This is a genomic window from Specibacter sp. RAF43, assembly GCF_052114065.1.
Lineage (GTDB): Bacteria > Actinomycetota > Actinomycetes > Actinomycetales > Micrococcaceae > Specibacter.
This window is the reverse complement of sequence record NZ_JBFREA010000014.1, coordinates 1-17,642: the sequence shown is the minus strand read 5'-3', so window position 1 is coordinate 17,642 and position 17,642 is coordinate 1. Positions and strand designations below refer to the sequence as shown.

At 65.5% G+C, this 17,642-nt stretch carries 16 protein-coding genes and 1 rRNA gene; 12 read left to right on the top strand and 5 right to left on the bottom strand.

The genetic code is table 11. The features are described 5' to 3' along the window. Positions 1–169: 169 nt before the first annotated feature. The 4 genes from AB4Y80_RS09315 to AB4Y80_RS09300 all read left to right on the top strand — a co-directional run bounded on the left by AB4Y80_RS09315 (position 170) and on the right by AB4Y80_RS09300 (position 4,861). Positions 170–1,363, top strand: coding sequence for an NAD(P)-dependent malic enzyme (locus AB4Y80_RS09315; RefSeq protein ID WP_442213784.1), 1,194 nt, complete (start codon positions 170–172; stop codon positions 1,361–1,363). Between the two features lie 280 nt (positions 1,364–1,643). Further along, on the top strand, positions 1,644–2,726 hold the full coding sequence (locus AB4Y80_RS09310) for an ABC transporter substrate-binding protein (protein ID WP_442213783.1): 1,083 nt from the start codon (positions 1,644–1,646) through the stop codon (positions 2,724–2,726). Positions 2,727–2,801: 75 nt separating this feature from the next. Continuing rightward, positions 2,802–3,620 (top strand): ATP-binding cassette domain-containing protein, encoded by an 819-nt coding sequence (locus tag AB4Y80_RS09305; protein ID WP_442213782.1) that lies wholly within the window; start codon positions 2,802–2,804, stop codon positions 3,618–3,620. Beyond that, positions 3,617–4,861, top strand: coding sequence for a sugar ABC transporter permease (locus AB4Y80_RS09300; RefSeq protein WP_442213781.1), 1,245 nt, complete (start codon positions 3,617–3,619; stop codon positions 4,859–4,861). Before AB4Y80_RS09305 ends, AB4Y80_RS09300 begins: the two co-directional genes overlap by 4 nt. A gap of 14 nt (positions 4,862–4,875) precedes the next feature. Here the strand turns inward: AB4Y80_RS09300 and AB4Y80_RS09295 are convergent, their stop codons facing one another. After that, positions 4,876–5,736, bottom strand: coding sequence for an IclR family transcriptional regulator (locus AB4Y80_RS09295; RefSeq protein WP_442213780.1), 861 nt, complete (start codon positions 5,734–5,736; stop codon positions 4,876–4,878). A 170-nt stretch (positions 5,737–5,906) separates the two neighbouring features. Between AB4Y80_RS09295 and AB4Y80_RS09290 the strand changes: the two genes are divergently transcribed. Genes AB4Y80_RS09290 through AB4Y80_RS09275 form a run of 4 tightly spaced genes read left to right on the top strand, consistent with a single transcriptional unit; the run spans position 5,907 to position 9,620 of the window. Continuing rightward, complete coding sequence (locus AB4Y80_RS09290) at positions 5,907–7,043, top strand: glycoside hydrolase family 88 protein (RefSeq protein ID WP_442213779.1); 1,137 nt, start codon at positions 5,907–5,909, stop codon at positions 7,041–7,043. Further along, positions 7,040–8,014, top strand: coding sequence for an HAD family hydrolase (locus AB4Y80_RS09285; RefSeq protein WP_442213777.1), 975 nt, complete (start codon positions 7,040–7,042; stop codon positions 8,012–8,014). Before AB4Y80_RS09290 ends, AB4Y80_RS09285 begins: the two co-directional genes overlap by 4 nt. Then, on the top strand, positions 8,011–8,676 hold the full coding sequence (locus tag AB4Y80_RS09280) for a bifunctional 4-hydroxy-2-oxoglutarate aldolase/2-dehydro-3-deoxy-phosphogluconate aldolase (RefSeq protein ID WP_442213775.1): 666 nt from the start codon (positions 8,011–8,013) through the stop codon (positions 8,674–8,676). The genes AB4Y80_RS09285 and AB4Y80_RS09280 overlap by 4 nt, the downstream gene beginning before the upstream one ends. Then, entirely contained in the window at positions 8,673–9,620 is a 948-nt protein-coding gene (locus tag AB4Y80_RS09275) for a sugar kinase (protein ID WP_442213774.1), read from the top strand. Before AB4Y80_RS09280 ends, AB4Y80_RS09275 begins: the two co-directional genes overlap by 4 nt. A gap of 36 nt (positions 9,621–9,656) precedes the next feature. Here the strand turns inward: AB4Y80_RS09275 and AB4Y80_RS09270 are convergent, their stop codons facing one another. After that, on the bottom strand, positions 9,657–10,472 hold the full coding sequence (locus tag AB4Y80_RS09270; protein WP_442213773.1) for an IclR family transcriptional regulator: 816 nt from the start codon (positions 10,470–10,472) through the stop codon (positions 9,657–9,659). A gap of 183 nt (positions 10,473–10,655) precedes the next feature. On the opposite strand from AB4Y80_RS09270, the gene AB4Y80_RS09265 reads away from it, so the two are divergent. From AB4Y80_RS09265 to AB4Y80_RS09250, 4 genes are read left to right on the top strand one after another with little or no spacing between them, the layout of a single operon-like run. Further along, positions 10,656–12,233, top strand: a complete 1,578-nt coding sequence (locus tag AB4Y80_RS09265) for an acyl CoA:acetate/3-ketoacid CoA transferase (protein ID WP_442213772.1) — start codon at positions 10,656–10,658, stop codon at positions 12,231–12,233. Then, positions 12,230–13,024 (top strand): enoyl-CoA hydratase/isomerase family protein, encoded by a 795-nt coding sequence (locus AB4Y80_RS09260; protein WP_442213771.1) that lies wholly within the window; start codon positions 12,230–12,232, stop codon positions 13,022–13,024. The genes AB4Y80_RS09265 and AB4Y80_RS09260 overlap by 4 nt, the downstream gene beginning before the upstream one ends. Positions 13,025–13,051: 27 nt before the next feature. Beyond that, on the top strand, positions 13,052–14,188 hold the full coding sequence (locus AB4Y80_RS09255) for an iron-containing alcohol dehydrogenase (protein WP_442213770.1): 1,137 nt from the start codon (positions 13,052–13,054) through the stop codon (positions 14,186–14,188). 27 nt (positions 14,189–14,215) lie between these two features. Further along, positions 14,216–15,721: an aldehyde dehydrogenase family protein gene (locus AB4Y80_RS09250; RefSeq protein ID WP_442213768.1), complete on the top strand. Its 1,506-nt coding sequence runs from the start codon at positions 14,216–14,218 to the stop codon at positions 15,719–15,721. Positions 15,722–15,776: 55 nt separating this feature from the next. Here AB4Y80_RS09250 and AB4Y80_RS09245 read toward each other — a convergent pair whose 3' ends face one another. From AB4Y80_RS09245 to rrf, 3 genes are all read right to left on the bottom strand, one after another. Next, complete coding sequence (locus AB4Y80_RS09245; protein WP_442213767.1) at positions 15,777–16,643, bottom strand: patatin-like phospholipase family protein; 867 nt, start codon at positions 16,641–16,643, stop codon at positions 15,777–15,779. Between the two features lie 107 nt (positions 16,644–16,750). Continuing rightward, entirely contained in the window at positions 16,751–17,332 is a 582-nt protein-coding gene (locus tag AB4Y80_RS09240; RefSeq protein WP_442213766.1) for a dihydrofolate reductase family protein, read from the bottom strand. A 203-nt stretch (positions 17,333–17,535) separates the two neighbouring features. Then, positions 17,536–17,642: ribosomal RNA gene (rrf, locus tag AB4Y80_RS09235) — 5S ribosomal RNA — on the bottom strand; the annotation flags it as partial.

Genomic DNA, 17,642 nt, shown 5'->3' with positions numbered 1-17,642 from the left:
GCAAATGCCGGCTCTTCTCTTCCCTGCCCACCGACGTACAGGCCGAGTCCGGCGCTGCGAGGCTCCGCCGCGTGCCACCCCTCTGCGCGGCGGTTGCCGTCGTCCCGGCAAATATTCGCCCGGACGCTCTCGCGCCTCCCACCAATGGAAGCGACGCAGGAGACCTCAAATGTCACTTGAAACAATGCCCCTCACCGAAGACCGCGCCACCGGCAGCAAGGTCCACCTTTCCGAGGAAGAAATCTTTGCCGCACACCGGGGCGGCAAATTGTCCGTCGGCAGCAAGGTCCCCCTGGCCAGCCTGCGGGATCTGTCCATCGCCTACACGCCCGGCGTCGCCCAGGTCAGCCGGGCCATCGCCGATGACCCGTCCCTGGCGTCCGCTCTCACCTGGACGAGCCGCCTGGTGGTGGTGGTCAGCGACGGCACGGCCGTCCTGGGTCTCGGGGACATCGGCCCGCGGGCGTCACTGCCCGTCATGGAGGGCAAGTCCGCGCTGTTCAAGGCATTCGGCGAGCTGGACTCGATCCCGTTGGTCCTGGACACCACCGACGTCGAGGAGATCATAGAAACCCTGGTCCGGCTCCGCCCCAGCTACGGTGCGGTGAACCTGGAGGACATCTCCGCACCGCGGTGCTTTGAACTGGAGGAGCGCCTGATCGAGGCCCTGGACTGCCCCGTCATGCACGATGACCAGCATGGCACCGCCGTGGTGGTGCTGGCCGCATTGCTCAATGCCGCCAAGGTGGTGGGCAAGGAACTCGGCGCGATGCGGGCCGTCATCTCCGGCGCCGGGGCCGCGGGCATTGCCGTGGCGGAGATCCTGCTCAATGCCGGGCTCGGCGACGTGGTGCTGCTCGATTCCCGCGGCATCGTCCATCGCGACCGCGTGGACCTGAACGCGGTCAAGGCCAAGTATGCGGCCAAGACCAACAGAGCCGGGGTAACCGGGGGCATTCAAGAAGCCCTCAACGGCGCTGATGTGGTGGTTGGGGTGTCCTCGTCAACCATCGCGGAGGAGGATCTGGCGAGGATGAATCCCGATGCCATCATTTTTGCCCTGTCCAATCCGGACCCCGAGGTCATGCCGGACGTCGCGCGGCGCCATGCTGCCGTGGTCGCCACGGGCCGCAGCGATTTTCCGAATCAGATCAACAACGTCTTGGCGTTTCCTGGCATCTTCCGGGGTGCGCTGGACGCGGGTGCCCGGCGGATCACCCCGGCCATGAAGCTGGCGGCGGCCCAGGCCATTGCCGGGCTGGCGGCGCCGGACCTGACGGCGGACTACATTGTCCCCAGCCCGCTGGATCCCCGGGTCGCCCCGGCGGTCGCCGCGGCGGTGGCGGCCGCCGTCGAGGGCTAGGGAACGGGTTCGGCTTCACGCTTCCAATGTCCCAACGAGTGGGCATTGGAAGCGTGATCACGGGTGCCCGGCAGGCCCATGAAAAAGGCCCGGAAGGCCGGAGGGGCGGTGCCCGGCGGACGGATTGTGCCGGAAAAACGCACCCCACGGTGATCCCATTCCTCGGCTATTAGCAAGGACAAAACTCTATTTTGTCTTGGCTATTGTTGTACACTCCTCGGACGGGCTAATTTTTGGGCAGACTACAGAATCGCTGTTGTCCTAACGGAGGTTTCTCACCATGAACAATCTACTCAGAAAAACAGTTGGTGTTTCTGCCATTTTTCTGGTCCTTGGGGGTCTAGTCTCGGGCTGTAGCGCTCCGGCCGAACCCGGGACTTCAGTGCCCGGAGCCACTGCAAAGAAAATCGGTTTATTGCTCCCGGAAGTCACCACGTTGCGCTACGAGGAAAAGGACAAACCCTATTTCACGGAGGCGCTCACTTCCCTCTGCCCCGACTGCACGCTCCTTTACGCCAACGCTTCCTCTGATGCATCCAAGCAGCTGCAACAGGCCCAGTCGATGTTGACGCAGGGAGTCAATGTGCTGGTCGTGGACCCGTACGACGGCGTCGCGGCGGCGAGCATCGTTCAGGCCGCGAAGGCGCAGAAAGTGCCGGTCATTTCGTACGACCGGCTGATCAAGAGCCCGGATGTGGCCTTCTCCATCAGCAATGACTACACCAAGGTCGGAGAGCTGCAGGGGGCGGCCCTCGTCGACAAGCTCAAGGCGGACGGAGTGGCGACCGACAAGGGCGGCATCCTGATGATCAACGGTGCGGAGACCGATCCGAATGCCGCAAACATCAAGAAGGGCGCCCACTCGGCCATTGACGCCAGTGGCTACAAGGTCCTGGCCGAGTACGCCACCTGGGATCCGGCCGAAGCCCAGAACTGGGTTGCCAGCCAGCTGACCAAATTCACGGGCCAAATCGTTGGCGTCTACTCCGCCAACGACGGCAACGGCGGATCGGCGATTGCGGCGATGAAGGCTGCCGGCGTTCACCCGCTCGTCCCCGTCACCGGGCTCGACGCATCCCTTGCCGGACTTCAGCGCATCGTGGCCGGCGATCAGTACATGACCATCTACAACCCCTTCAGGGAAGAGGCGAAGCACGCTGCCATGGCGGCAGTCGACCTGGCCAACGGCAAGACGCCCGAGTCCACAACAACCGTCGATGGAATACCAACCTTCCTCAACCTGCCGATCGCGGTGAACGTCTCCAACATCACGGACACAGTGATCAAGGATGATTTCTACAAGGCTTCGGAGATCTGCACCGCGAACTTCGCGGCAGCCTGCGCCAAAGCCAACATCAAGTGACCGCCGCCGGTCGGAGTGCGTGGCACTCCGACCGGCCATCAGCGGCAGCACGGGCCACCACGAACAGGAAACTCAATGGCGAATATGACATCCCCGGAACACGTGATGTCTACGAATACAGTGCCGATTCTCTCGCTGCGCTCAATCAGTAAAAGCTTTGGCGCGGTGCAGGCATTAACCAACGTCGACCTCGATATCCACAACGGCGAGGTCGTAGCAATAGTCGGCGACAACGGTGCAGGAAAATCAACGCTGGTCAAGGTCCTGGCCGGCGTGCATTCCCCGGATTCCGGCACCATATCGTTTGACCGGCAGCTTGTAAGAATTCCCAGCCCCGCGGCTTCGCGCGGGCTTGGCATCGCGACAGTCTTTCAAGACCTTGCCCTCTGCGACAACCTTGATGTCGTCTCCAACCTCTTTCTCGGCAATGAACTCGGAAGCCTGGCGCTGGATGAGGTGGAGATGGAGAAACGGTCCTCGCTCCTGCTCCGCCAGCTCTCCGCAAAGATCCCCTCCCTCAGGACGGTCGTCGCGGCGTTGTCCGGCGGCCAGCGACAGACGGTCGCCATCGCGCGGTCGCTGATCGGAGACCCGAAGATCGTCATCCTTGATGAGCCGACCGCCGCACTCGGCGTAGCCCAAACAGCCGAGGTCCTCAACCTGGTTGAACGCCTTCGTGAGCGCGGTCACGGCGTCATACTCATCAGCCACAATATGGCCGACGTGCAGGCGGTTGCGGACCGGATCATCGTGCTCCGCCTGGGCCGGAACAATGGAGAGTTCCGGGTTGGCGATGTCAGCTATGAGGACATCGTGGCCGCCATAACCGGGGCATCAGATAATGTCGTAACCCGAAGAGCCGGCACCAGAAGCGGGGAGGAGCCCAAGCCATGATCGATGTCAGCAATCACGACGTTGCCCTGGAATCCGTCGGGGGCCCGGGAGGGCCCCGAGGCTTCCGGCGGTACTGGACGGACTTCCGCAAGCGCATCAGCGACGGGGGCCCGGGCGTCCTTCCCGTATTGATCGGGCTGGCCATCATCTGGAGCATCTTCCAGGCCTTGAACCCGTTCTTCCTCTCCGCCGCCAACCTTGTCAACCTGGCCCTGGAATGTGCGGCGATCGGAACCATAGCCATTGGCGTCGTCCTGGTTCTCCTCATCGCCCAGATTGACCTTTCGGTGGGAACCATTGGCGGCCTATCCTCGGCGATCGTGGCCTTCGGATTCATCCTCCACGGGTGGCCGCTCTGGCTCTCGGTCGTCCTGGCCATCCTGGCGGCGGCGGTTATCGGGCTCTTCTATGGATTGATCTTTACCCGGTTCGGCGTGCCAAGCTTTGTCATCACGCTGGCCGGACTCATGGGATTCCTTGGCCTCCAGCTGTGGATTCTGGGAACCAACGGCTCCATCAACATCCCCTTCGATTCCTGGCTCGTCACGTTCGCCCAGCAGATGTTTCTTGCCCCGGCCGTTTCCTACGCACTGGTGGCAGTCGCCGCAGCCCTCTACGGAGTTTCGGCATTCCTGAAGTCGCGCCGCCGCGCCTCGGCCGGCCTGTCGGCGACATCGTCGACCGAAGTCATCGTCAAGGCGTCACTGTTGCTGGTGCTGCTCGGCGTTGTCGCCTGGTACCTGAACACCAGCCGCGGCATCGGCCTGATGTTCTTCCTGTTCCTGCTCTTGATCATGATCATCAACTACGCCCTGACCCGGACGCGCTGGGGGAGGAACGTGTATGCGATCGGCGGAAACGTCGAAGCCGCCAGACGCGCGGGCATCAATGTCAACCGTGTCATCATTTCGGTATTCATTCTGGGGACGACGCTGGCATCGTTGGGCGGCATTCTCGCGACGGCACGACTGGCCTCGGCAGGGGTCAGCAGCGGTGGGGGCGACACCAACCTGGTCGCCATCGCGGCGGCCGTCATCGGAGGCACCAGCCTCTTTGGTGGCCGCGGCAACGCCTGGTCCGCGCTCCTGGGCATCGTGGTCATCCAGTCGATTGCAAGCGGCCTGACGCTCCTGAGCCTGGATTCGTCCATCCGGTTCATGATTACGGGGGCGGTGCTGCTGCTGGCGGTCACCGTCGATTCGCTGTCGCGGCGATCCCGGGCCGCGCACGGCAAGGGGTAGGCCGGTCCCGGGGCCTACAGGCCGGTGTCGGTCTCCGGCCCGTCATCGCCATCATTGGCCAGCTCTTGCACGGGAAACCATCCCATTTTCTCCGAGATTGCCGCGGCCTCCTTCTGGAGCGGAAAGAGGAACTTGGACAAGGTGGTGCTGTTGAGCCGGTTGGAAGGAGCCGCGATGGTCATCGCCGCCTGAACGGCACCCGTATGGTTCCTCACCGGGACGGAAATACTCGAGAGTCCAAGCTCCCGTTCCTCCCAGCACGTGGCATAGCCGCGGCTGTTGACCTTCTGCAGAACCGACCTCAACTCCTCGGCACCGGTGATCGTTCGCGAGGTATAGGCCTTCAGGCCCTTACCCAGCACGGCGGCGACGTATTCGGGGCTCTCGCCGGCCAGGAGGACCTTCCCGGAGGCATTGGAATGCAGCGGTGACCGACGCCCGGTGTTGGCCGTCATGCTGAACGCCGAATCCGACTGTCCCCGATCGAGGTACAGGACCGATTCCTCATCGAGGATACCCAGCAGAACGGCCTGGCCCGTCTCCTTGGCCAGCCGATCGAGGTGGAACCGGGCGAGGCGGGTCAGATCGACGGACCGCACCACCGCGGTGCCCAGCTCATACATGCCCCAGCTGAGCTGGTACCTTGCCTGGGCGTCCTTGGAGATCAATCCTTCAACTTCCAGCGTCTTGAGCAGATTGTAGGTTGCGGGTTTGCTCAGGTTCACGCGCCGGGACAGATCGCTTAACGACGTCGGCCGGGACAACCGGCCCAAGGCCTTCAGGAGCTGCGAAGCCCGCGCCACGGACTGGACCGTCCGGGGAGCTTTGTGCTCCGCCGGGACGGCGGGAGGGGGTGAATCCGCCGAAGATTTCATATCCATACCCTTCATTATGCGGCCCGCCCCTTCATTAGCAACCACCGAATCATATTTACTTCTCGCTATTGTTCCGATTTTCTGGCGGCGGTATTTTCGAAGGGATATGAGCCGGATCCCACCGTTACAACGGTCGGCCCGGCTCCACCAAAACGAAAGGTAGCCCATCGATGAGCACCCCGATGCATGAGGTTGCGGACGGAGGCGTCGACACCGAGCATGCCCTGGATACGGCGCAGGAGCAGGTTCGGCGCCTCATCACGGACCACCCCGGAAAGATACCCGTTTACACCGAGAACGGCAAGTGGCACTTCGATGATGACGCCTGGGCCCCAGGATGGACCGGCGGTTTCCTGGCCGGCCTGGTCTGGATCTTCGCGGAACGGACGGGCGAGCCCTGGTGGCGGGAGCAGGCCGAAAAATACAGCCTGCTCATCGAATCGCGCAAGCACGACGACGGCACCCACGATCTGGGCTTCCTCTTCACACCCAGTTGGGGGCGCTGGCACGAGATCGCGCCCTCCGCCCGGACGGCCAACGTCCTGATCGAAGCCGGCCGGACGCTGGCCAAGAGCTACAACCCGGCGGGCAGGTACCTGAAGACCTGGGTCGATGACGGCAGTTCCTTTATCGACATCATGATGAACGTCGGCATCATTTTTCAGGCGGGCGCACTCTCCGGAGACAAGCGGCTGACGACCATCGCGACCCAACACTCACTGACCTCGCGCCGGTTCCTGGTGCGCGGGGACGCCTCCACGATCCACGAAGGCTGGTTCGACCCCAAGACCGGTGAATTCCTGCGCGCGGCAACCCACCAGGGCTATCGCTCGGACTCATGCTGGGTACGCGGGCTCACCTGGGCAATCTACGGGTTCGGCACCGCTTACCAGTGGAGTGGAGATGACCGCTTCCTCGCTACCGCCCAAGCCTGCGCGGACCTGTACATCGCCCGCACCGGCGAGCGCCTTATCCCGCCGAACGACTTTGACGATCCGCATCCCCGCCTGACCACTGAGGCATCGGCCGCGAGCATCGCCGCCGCCGGGCTGCTGCAGCTGGCCGGGCAGCTCGGACCGGCGGGGAACGACTACCAGGACTACGCCCGACGCACCCTTGCGCGCCTTAGCACCCCGGAATTCCTCGGCCGTGCCGCCGAAGGCTGGGAGGGCATCATCAAAAAGGCCACCTACCATTGGGGCAACGGCCTGGGAGTCAACGAGAGCGTCATGTGGGGCGACTACTACTACGTCGAAGCCCTGCACAAGCTCTCCGCCCTTGACGATGCCCGCGGCCACTCGTCATGAGCCTCAAGCATGCGAACCCAACCAACCCCACCCCGGCACGGCGCCATGGCGCCGGCGGGCGGGTTGGGCCGGGTCCGCGTGCTTTTCCCCGGTGGCTGACCGACGCCAAACCGACAAGCCGGTGGCTGGATGTCGCCACCGCGCTTCCGCTGCTGCGGGCCGCCGTCATCGATCTCGACGGCACCCTCCTGAACTCCAACCACCAGCTCTCCCCGGCAACCCGCACCGCGGTGACAGAGGCGCGCGAATCCGGACTTGAGCTGGTTTTGGCCTCGTCCAGGGCCCCGGCCGCCATGTACCCGATTCTTGAGGATTTGGGGCTGCTGGATCCGGTAGTCTTCGTGGCCTCGCAGGGCGCCATCACCGCCAGCTACACGGCTGCCGGAGAACTGCGGATCGCGACCCGGACCAGCATTCCGCTGGGACCGGCCCGTGCGATCCTCGCTGCGGCCCGGAGACTTGACCTGACGGTCAACTGGTTCAGCGGCGAGCGGTGGCTCGCCTCCCGGCTCGATGATCAGGTTCGACGGGAAGCCGGGATCGTGGGCCACCTTCCCGAGACGGAGGATCTCACCGGCATGAGGGAAGGCCCGGACAAGATCCTGTTCATGGTGGCCGCACACGACCGCGACAAGCTCGCCCGACTGACCGGCCTGCTTCCAGCTGCCGTTGATACCCAAATTTCCAATCCGGGCTATCTGGAGGTGACGCGAAGGGGTGTCGACAAGGCCTCTGCCGTCCGGGCACTCTGCGCCCAATGGGGGATGCCGGCCGCGGACGTGGTGGCGTTCGGCGACGGGCCCAACGACCTTGGCCTGTTCGCCTACGCCGGGCTCAGCATTGCCCCGCTCAACGCCCGACCAGCGGTGCTCGATGCGGCACGGCTGATCACCTTCAGCAACGACGACGACGGGGTTGCCCTGGCTTTGGGGCACATCCTGAAACGAAACGAAAGACGGCACCAACCATGACCGCCACCGAAGAACCAGCACGCGTGCGGCCGTCGGCCGCGCTGCTCGCCGCCCCCGTCATTGCCGTCCTGCGGGCCGGCCACGCCGCCGAGTATGCCCCCGTCGTCGCGACGCTCACGCAGGCCGGCATCACCTCGATCGAACTGACGCTCAGTACTCCCGGGACCCTGGAGCACCTGGGCGGGCTGCGCAGGAACCTCCCCGAGGGGGCGGAAATCGGCGTGGGGACGGTGACCACCGCCGCCCAAGCCGCTGCGGCCATCGCTGCCGGGGCGGATTTCCTCGTCACCCCCGTAACCGATTTGGCGATCATCACCGTCGCCCGGAGCGCGGCAGTCCCCGTCTACCCGGGAGGACTGACGCCAACGGAACTGCATGCAGGGTGGTCGGCCGGGGCAACGGCCGTCAAGGTCTTCCCCGCCGCCGTCGTGGGGTCCGGGTACCTGCGCCAGCTCCGCGGCCCCTTCCCCGACATCGACGTCGTCCCCTCCGGCGGCGTCGAGCTTTCCGAGATTCCCGGATGGATGAAAGCCGGCGCCCTCGCGGTCAGCCTGGGCGGCCCCCTGCTCGGGGACGCCTTCAAGGGCGGCAGCGAGGTCTCCCTGCGCGAAAGAGCCGAACGGGCACTGGAACTGGCTCGGGGAAGCCAGGTGCCGCGATGAGCGCATCCGTTGTCACCTTCGGGGAAATCATGGCCCTGGTCCGGGACCGCGTACCCGGCATGTTGGCGCTGACTCGGGACCTGCAGCTGGGGACCGGCGGGGCCGAGGGAAATGTTGCCGTCGCCCTGCGCCGGCTCGGCACGGAGGTGACCTGGGTCGGACGCGTCGGGGACGACAGCCTGGGCGACCTCGTCGTCCGGGAGCTGAGGGCCGAAGGCGTGAACACCCACGCGATAGTGGATTCCGAGGCACCCACCGGTCTCATGATCAAGGAACGGCGAACTGCCGCCAGCACCCGGGTCTGGTACTACCGAAAGGGAAGCGCGGGCTCCCGGCTGGCCCCCCGGGACCTCCCGGAGGAACTGATCCGCCGGGCCGGCCTACTGCACGTCACCGGCATCACCCCCGCCCTGTCGGCCACCGCGGCCGCCGCCACCCTCCACGCGGTGGAGGTGGCCCAAGATGCCGGCGTTCCCGTCTCCTTTGACCTGAACTTCCGCTCCAAACTCTGGACCGGGCAGCGAGCCGGGGCGTTCTACCGTGCGATCCTGCCGCATGTGGACATCGTTTTCGCCGGAGCGGACGAAGCAGCACTTGTCGTGGGCCACGGACACCAACCGGTCGAACAGGGCCGCCGGCTTGCGGCGTTCGGCCCCGGCCAGGTCATCATCAAGCTCGGCGACAAAGGCTGTGTGGCCCGTGTGGGCGCCCTGGAATACCGTCAGGATGCCATACCGGTTCCGGTCATCGACACCGTAGGCGCCGGCGACGGCTTCGTGGCCGGCTACCTCTCCGAATACCTGCTCGGCTCCCCCGTTCCGCAGCGCCTGGCGACGGCTGTCACGGTCGGGGCCTTCGCCTGCATGGTTCCCGGTGATTGGGAAGGAATGCCCTTCCGCTCCGAGCTCGGCCTGCTTTTGGATGCAGAGCCCGTCAATCGCTGACGGCCGCCACCATCGATGCCAAGTGCCGCACCGACGTCACGGCCGGCTCGCGGGAGCTCCGAGACGTTGCGAAATGAGCTCCGCCTCGTCCTGCAGCAAGCGGATCAGCGGTTCCGCGGCCCCGGCGTTCACGCGGCGCGCCGGCCCGGCGATGGCCATGGCGGCACACACCTCGCCGGTATAATCCCTGATCGGCACCGCGACGCTGCACAGTCCGATCTCCTCCTCTTCCCAACAGGTGGAATATCCGTTGAGTCGCACGGCGGCGAGCATCTGGTTGAGTTCACGCGGATCGATCAGCGTTGCTTGGGTCCTGGGGATGAGGCGGCGCCCCAGAAACTTGGCAATGAATTCCGCCGGCTGAAATGCCAGCAGTACTTTGCCCGATGCGTTCGTGTGCAAAGGGGAACGCCGGCCCATGTTGGCCACCATGGAAAAGGATTCAACTGCCTGTCCCCGGTCCAAATACAACAGCGAATCCCCGTCCAAAATGCTCAGCAGCACGGCCTCTCCGGTGATCTCGGCAAGGTGGTCAAGGTGGGCACGGGCGGCGCGGGTCAGGTCAACGGAATGCAACACGGAGCTGCCCAGCTCATACAGGCCCCAGTCCAGCTGGTACGTGGCGGCCGGGGTCTTGCTGATGAATCCTTCAAGCTCCAGGGTGCGGAGCATGTGGAAGGTGGCCGGCTTGCTCAATCCCACGGCCCGCGCCAAATCACCCAAGGCCATCGGTTCCCCCTCCACGGCAAGCCGCTTGAGCAAGCCGACGGCGCGCGAGACTGAATGCACCACTCTCGGCGGGTGTGGGGCCGTCGGGTTTTCCGGCGACTGGCCAGGCGATAAGTCAGACATGGGTCCTCCACAAAAGGGTGCGGCTGCGAGTAGCTGGATCATAAAGTCCCAATTGGTAATAGCTAACAATATTATGTCACTGCTATTGTCTCTGCCTAAGGGGGTTTCTAGATTGAATAGTGTCCGGTCATTGACCTGGATTATGCACCAGTTGAGCCCGTAGCAAGGACCGGAAGTAGATCCATGAAATTCTGCACCGCGGAAGAAGCCGCCAGCCTGATCCCCGACGGGTCGACCGTACTTGTCGACGGTTCCGGCGGGGGAGTCAACGAACCCGGAGTCGTCCTGGCGGCCATCGAATCGCGGTTCCTGGAAACCGGTTTCCCGAAGAACCTCTGCGTCTATCACGTCTCCGGCATGGGATCGGGGAACGGGGACGGAATCGACCGGTTCGCCCACGAGGGCATGACGCACCGGGTGATCGGCGGTCATTGGGGATGGTCACGACGGATGCAGGAGCTGGCGGCCGACAACCTCATCCAGGCCTACTGCCTCCCCCAAGGAACACTTTCCCACCTGCTGCGTGAAGCCGCCGGGCACCGGCCGGGAACGCTCAGCCGGGTGGGCATCAACACCTTCGTGGACCCGCGGGTCTCCGGGGGGCGCCTCAACGAGGCAGCGGTGGAATCCGTGAATGAAATCGTCACCCTCGCCGGCCAGGACTGGATCTTCACCCCCGTCGTCCCCATCGACGTCGCAATCATCCGCGGCACCACCGCCGACGACCACGGCAACATCACCATGGAAGGCGAGGGACTGCTCGCCGAAACACTCGCGGCCGCCCAGGCCGCCAAAAACAACGGCGGAATCGTCATCGCCCAGGTCAGGACCAGGGTCGAACTGGGCTCCCTTGCCCCCCAGTCCGTGCAGGTCCCCGGCGTCGTCGTCGACGTCGTCGTCCTCGACCCCACCCAGCGGCTCTCCCACGCCACGGCGGAAGACCCCTACCTCGAAGGGCGCCGTCGGCTCGGCAACATCACCATCGAGCCGATGGAGCTGGGCGTCCGCAAGGTCATTGCCCGGCGGGCCGCCGCGGAGCTGCGCTCCGGGGACATCGTGAACCTCGGCTTCGGAATGCCCGACGGAGTCGCAGCAGTCCTTGCCGAGGAAGGCATCAGCGCCGACGTCGTCTTCACCGTTGAGCAGGGCCACGTGGGCGGAGTGCCAGCCGGCGGTGCCGATTTCGGTTTGGCCCGCAATGCCGAAGCAAGCGTCGATGCCGGCGCCCAATTCGACTGGTACGACGGCGGCGGCATCGACACGGCGGTGCTCAGCTTCGCCGAAGTCGACCAGCAGGGCAACGTCAACGTCAGCCGCTTCGGCCGCCGCGCACCCGGCATCGGAGGATTCGTCAACATCTCCCAGGGCGCCAATCGCGTGGTTTTCGTCGGAACGTTCATCGCCAAGGGCGATTTTCACCTGGACGGCACCGGGAACATCACGCTGCCCCCCACCGGAAAACCGAAATTCGTCCGCCAAGTCGAACAGATCAGCTTCTCGGGGAAGAACGCCGCGGAAACAGGACAGGAAGTGTATTTCGTCTGTGAACGGGCCGTCTTCAAGCTCGGCCCGACCGGTCCGGTGCTGATCGAAATAGCGCCAGGGGCGGACCTGCACCGGGACATTTTGTCTCAAATGGGCTTCACCCCCGAGATTTCCGCTGATCTGGCGGTCATGGAGCCGTCGCTGTTCCGCACGGAGGCGCTGAACCTGACGCTGCGGCGCCGTGAAGCCATCGACCTGTTGGGAGCCCAAGCATGACCAAGTCCACAACGACGACCGAACAGATTCTCCTGGTGGAACAGCACGGCGACGTGCTGGTCGCGACGCTAAACCGCCCGCGGAAGGGCAACTCCCTCACTACCGAACTTATCAACGCCCTCGCAACCCTCGCCGACGGGCTCAGCCGCGAGGACGGTCCCCACCGCAACGCGCGGGCCGTCATCATCACCGGCGCCGGGGAGTCGGCCTTCAGCGCGGGAGCGGACATCAACACTCTCGTAGGCCTGGATCAGGCCGCCGCCGAGGCGCAAATGTTGCGCGGCCAACAGGTCTTCACTGCTCTGGAAGACTCGCCCCAGGTCATTATCGCGGCAATCAATGGCGTCGCTTTCGGCGGCGGACTTGAGCTCGCCATGGCCTGTGACCTCCGTGTGGCGTCCCCCCATGCCAGGCTCGGACAGCCGGAGATCACCTTGGCGAACCTTCCCGGATGGGGCGGCACCCAACGGCTGCCGCGCCTCATCGGCCGGGGCCGCGCCTTGGAGATGATCCTGACCGGCGAGCCGCTCACGGCCGGCCGGGCCCTGGACATCGGGCTGCTCAATGCCGTCGCCGAAGACCCCCTTGCGGCGTCGTTCGGCCTCGCCGCAAAAGTCACCGGGCACAGCGCCCTGGCAGTAGACGCCTGCAAACGGGCCGTCTACGACGGCGAGCGGAACGGCATCGCCCACGGACTCCAAACCGAGGCGGCACTCGTCGGAGAGCGCTGCGCCAGCCCCGAGCAACGCCAGGCCGTACAGCAATTCCTCAATCGCAAAAAGACCAACTAAACCACGCCCCACCCGGAAGGCACCGCCATGAGCCAGCACTTTTCCTCCCCGCCCCGTCTCATCATGGGCGACGGCGCGCTCGAACAACTCGGGCGCGAACTGCCCCGCCTCGGCACCAAAGTCCTGATCATCACCGATCCCGGGATCGTCGCCGCAGGCATCCTGGACGTTGTCACCACGGTCTTGCAGGGTACCTTGGACATTGCCGTCTTCGCCGACGTCATCGGCAACCCCGACATCGCCACGGTGGAGGCCGCCAACCGTGCCCGTCTGGAGAACGCCGCCGACGTTCTCATCGCCATCGGCGGCGGCTCGAGCATGGACGTGGCCAAGGCCGTCGCCGTCGTCGCCACCAATGGCGGCACCATCGCCGACTACGAAGGCGTGGACAAGTTCAGCACCGCCCCGCTGCCCGTCATTGCCATTCCCACCACCGTGGGAAGCGGCAGTGAAGTCACCAAGGGCGCCGTCATCACCAATCCGGACACCCACGTGAAGATGGTGATCGTTTCCGATCTGATGTTCGTGCGGATCGCCCTCCTTGACCGCCGCACGGTGGCCGGGCTTCCCGGACGGATCGCGGCCACCACCGGCATGGACGCACTCACCCACGCCATCGAGGCCTACGTTGCCAAGGGCGCCAACCCGGTCACCGACGCCATCAACATCGGGGCGATCGAGCTGATCGGCCAGAACCTCCTCGACGCTTCCAAGGGCGACGAAGACGCCCTCTACAACATGCTCGTTGCCTCATCGATGGCCGGCATCGGATTCCATGACGCCGGACTCGGTGCCGTCCACGCCCTGGCCAACACCTTGGGCGCCCACTTCGGGGTGCACCACGGAACCGCCAACGCTCTTTTCCTGCCCTACGTCATGGACTTCAACGTCTCGGCCGCACCCGCGCGGTTCGCCCGGATCGCTACCGCCCTCGGCATCGACACGACAGGCCTCAGCGACGAGGACGCCGCACTCGCCGCGGCTGCCGCCGTACACCAGCTGGCCGCCGACACCGGCGTCCCGACCAAACTCTCCGAAGTTGGCGTCGGCGAAGATGCCATCGACAAGCTTGCCCGGGACGCATTCGTCCAGGCAGACCTGCCCGGCAACCCCCGTGAGGCCTCGCTGGCCGACCTCGCCCACCTCTACCGCCTGGCTCTCTAAGCCACGAGTCCACAAGGATCCCTCACCATGAAATCAACAACCGCGACCCCCCGCGTGATCGGGCACTTCATCGACGGGGCCGGCACCCGGGAAACCGAATCCGAGCTGATCGACCGGCGCGCGCCCGGCACGGACGAAATCGTCAGTCGGGTCCTGCGCGGTTCCGCCCACGACGTGGACCGGGCCGTCGGGTCCGCCCGCACCGCGTTTGACAGCGGCACTTGGCAGCACGCCACCGGCATGGAGCGGTACGTGATCTTGAACAAAGTGGCCGAGCTGATCGACAGGGAAGCAGCCAACCTCGCCCGGCTTGACGCCGAAGAATCCGGCAAACCCATCACCCTGGCCGAGGGAGACATCGCCGGCGCCGCCGGTCTCTGGCGCTACGCCGCATCCCTGGCACTACACGTCCAAGGCAGGAGCTTCACCAACAACGGACCGGACTTCACGGGGCTGGTCCTTCGAGAGCCGATCGGAGTCGTCGGACTGGTCATCCCGTGGAATTTCCCGGCTCTCATCCTCAGCCAGAAGCTGCCGTTCGCCCTGGCCGCCGGCTGCACCACCGTGGTCAAGCCGTCCGAATTCACCAGCAGCACGGCGTTGGAAATTGCGCGGCTCACCGCCGAAGCCGGACTGCCGGAAGGCGTGCTCAACGTCGTCGTCGGCGACGGCCAGGCCGGTGGCGCCATCACGGCGCACCGGGACGTCGACATGGTCTCTTTCACCGGATCGACGGCGACCGGGCGCAAGGTCCTCGCCGCCTCGGCGGGGAACATGAAAAAGCTCTCCCTCGAACTCGGAGGCAAGGCCGCCAACATCGTCTTCGCGGACGCCGACCTCGACGATGCCGCGGCCGGCGTCGTCTTCGGGGTGAACTTCAACAACGGAGAATGCTGCGTGTCCCAGCCCCGGTTGCTCGTCCAAGACACCGTCGCCGATGAATTCATCGCCGACGTGGCCCGCCGGACGGCTCAAATCAAGGTCGGCCAACCCCTGGACCACGCATCGGACGTCGGGGCCCTCATCCACGCCGGACACCTCGACCACGTCACCTCCTTCGTTGACAACGCCAACAAATACGGTGGCGAAGTCATTGCCGGCGGGCAAAGGCTCCAAGGCGGGGAATACGGCAACGGCCAATTCATGGCTCCGGCCATTATCAACAATGTCGCCAGCACCGCCCCGACCTTCCGGGACGAGATATTCGGCCCCGTCCTGACGGTGACGAAGTTCCATACCGCAGCCGAGGCAATCGAGCTCGCCAACAACGTGGACTACGGGCTCTCCAACAGCGTCTGGAGCAAGAACACGGACACCCTCCTGGACACGGCCAAGGCGCTCCGGAGCGGGACCGTCTATGCGAATACGACCATCGACGGCATCCCACAGATGCCCTTTGGCGGGTACAAGGCCAGCGGCGTTGGCCGCGAAATGGGCGAGGCCGGATTCGAGGAATTCACGGAACTCAAGTCCGTCAATATCCGCACCGGCAAGCGGGCCGGATCCTTCCCCATCCCGGGAAACCGCAGCTAACAGCTCCCGTCCCGGCCACTCCCTTGGCCGGGACGGGCCGGTGGCCGGCGGGGCGTCAGCGCCAGAACTCGGTGAGCTGCCCCGCGAGGGCCCTGCCTTGGTCGTAGCCGGCGCGGGCGGCGGGCGGACGCAGCGACGGATCCATCGCGTTGGCGCCGAACATGTGCGTGGCGTTGCGCTCCGGGAAGATCGTTTCGACTTTGCTGCCGCGGGCGCGCAATTCGCCGAGCTGCGCCGCGAGCTGCATGCCCCACTTCAGCGGCATCCGTGTTCTGCCGCCAAAGGGCGAGAGCACCAGCACCCGCCCGTATCCGGCCGCCAGATCGGCATTTTCGTTGCGTCGGTAGCCGCCGTCGATATAGTGATTGTCCCCGATCCTGTACGGAAGGCCGCTRGCACAGCTGGCGGCGACGGCGTCCACCATCTCGACTCCGCTGTGGCGGTCGAACACGACCGGTTCACCGGTACGGGCATCGACCGCCGTGAGGAGCACCGTCCGGTGCGGCCACTGCTGGCCGGGCAGCCGCGCGGCGACGGTGGCGCGCCACCGACTCTGCCAGGAACCATCCGATGCCGCATCCATCTCGAGCCCCGCCGCGCCCATCCTGCGGCGCATCTCGGCCGCATCCCGGGCGGCCGCGATGATCGCGCTCGTTCGCTTAAGGTGGTCCGCCGCCGGCCGACTCGGAGCCCGTCCGCCGTCGGACCGGGGCGGACCGGTCCGTTGCTGGGGCGCCCCGGCAAGGATGGCGGCCAGCAGTTCCGGCGGGGTCGCGCCAGCTAGCTGGGCCGCGGCCGTCGAGCCCGCCGACGTCCCGATGACCAGCTCGGCCCCGGTCACATCCAGCCCGGCGTCGAACAGGCCGGCGAGGATACCGATCAGCCAGGCGTTGCCGGTGGATCCGCCGCCACCGAGGACCAACGCCCGCTCGCCCGCGGCGCGCGCCCGAGCCGTGGCGTCGGGTTGCGGCCAATTCTGGCCGGACGGATGATTCGCGGTGGACCTCTTCGCGTACCCGCTCAGATCGGTCAACGGCGCACCCGATAGCGCAGGTGAAGGACCTGGTTGCCCTGAATCGCCACGTCGGGATCCTCCAACAGGTGCTGTACGTGGACCGACCCGAAGTAGCGCTTGCCGGACCCGAACACGACGGGTACGACGTCCATGCGCACCTCCTCGACCAGGCCCGCGGCAAGCACCTGGCCACCGACGTCGCCAGCGGCGACCTCGACGATGCGGGCACCCGCGAGCTCCTGCGCCCTGGCCACGGCAGCCTCGACGCCGGCGACGAAGTGAAACGGCGCCTCCGGGGCCCAGCCCTCGGGCTTGGGCCGGTGCGTCACGACGACCACGTGGTCGACCCCGCCCGGAGGCTTCCCGTCCCAGCCATCCGTCAGGTCGAAGACGTGGCGGCCGACGATTGTCGCCCCGATCTGGTCCCAGTACGGCCGGGTGTAGTCGTAAGACGTCTGCGACACTTTCACCTCGCCGCTCTCGTCCAACGGGACGTCACCGCTGGACAACCAGTCGAACAGCGGTCCGGGCTGGTCGTTCTCGTCCGCGACGAAGCCGTCCACCGACACCGAGCCGTACATGACCACCTTGCCCACGGTGCCCTCCTTTGCCTTGGGGTGCACCATAGTAGCAGCTCTTCACAGTGGAGGGCATAGCGGGCATGTGAGGTCGTCGGCGTGCTGGCCGACTTCGACCGACCCGACGCCCGGGCGTGAATGGGGTCTCGTGGGCGTTTGTGTTTGGGGGGTTAAAGGTAGGGAGGCCCCCACGGTGGTGGGGGCCTCGACCCTGGGGTGTTGTCCGGCGGTGTCCTACTCTCCCACATCCTCACGAATGCAGTACCATCGGCGCTGTGGGTCTTAGCTTCCGGGTTCGGGATGGGACCGGGCGTTTCCCCCACGCTAT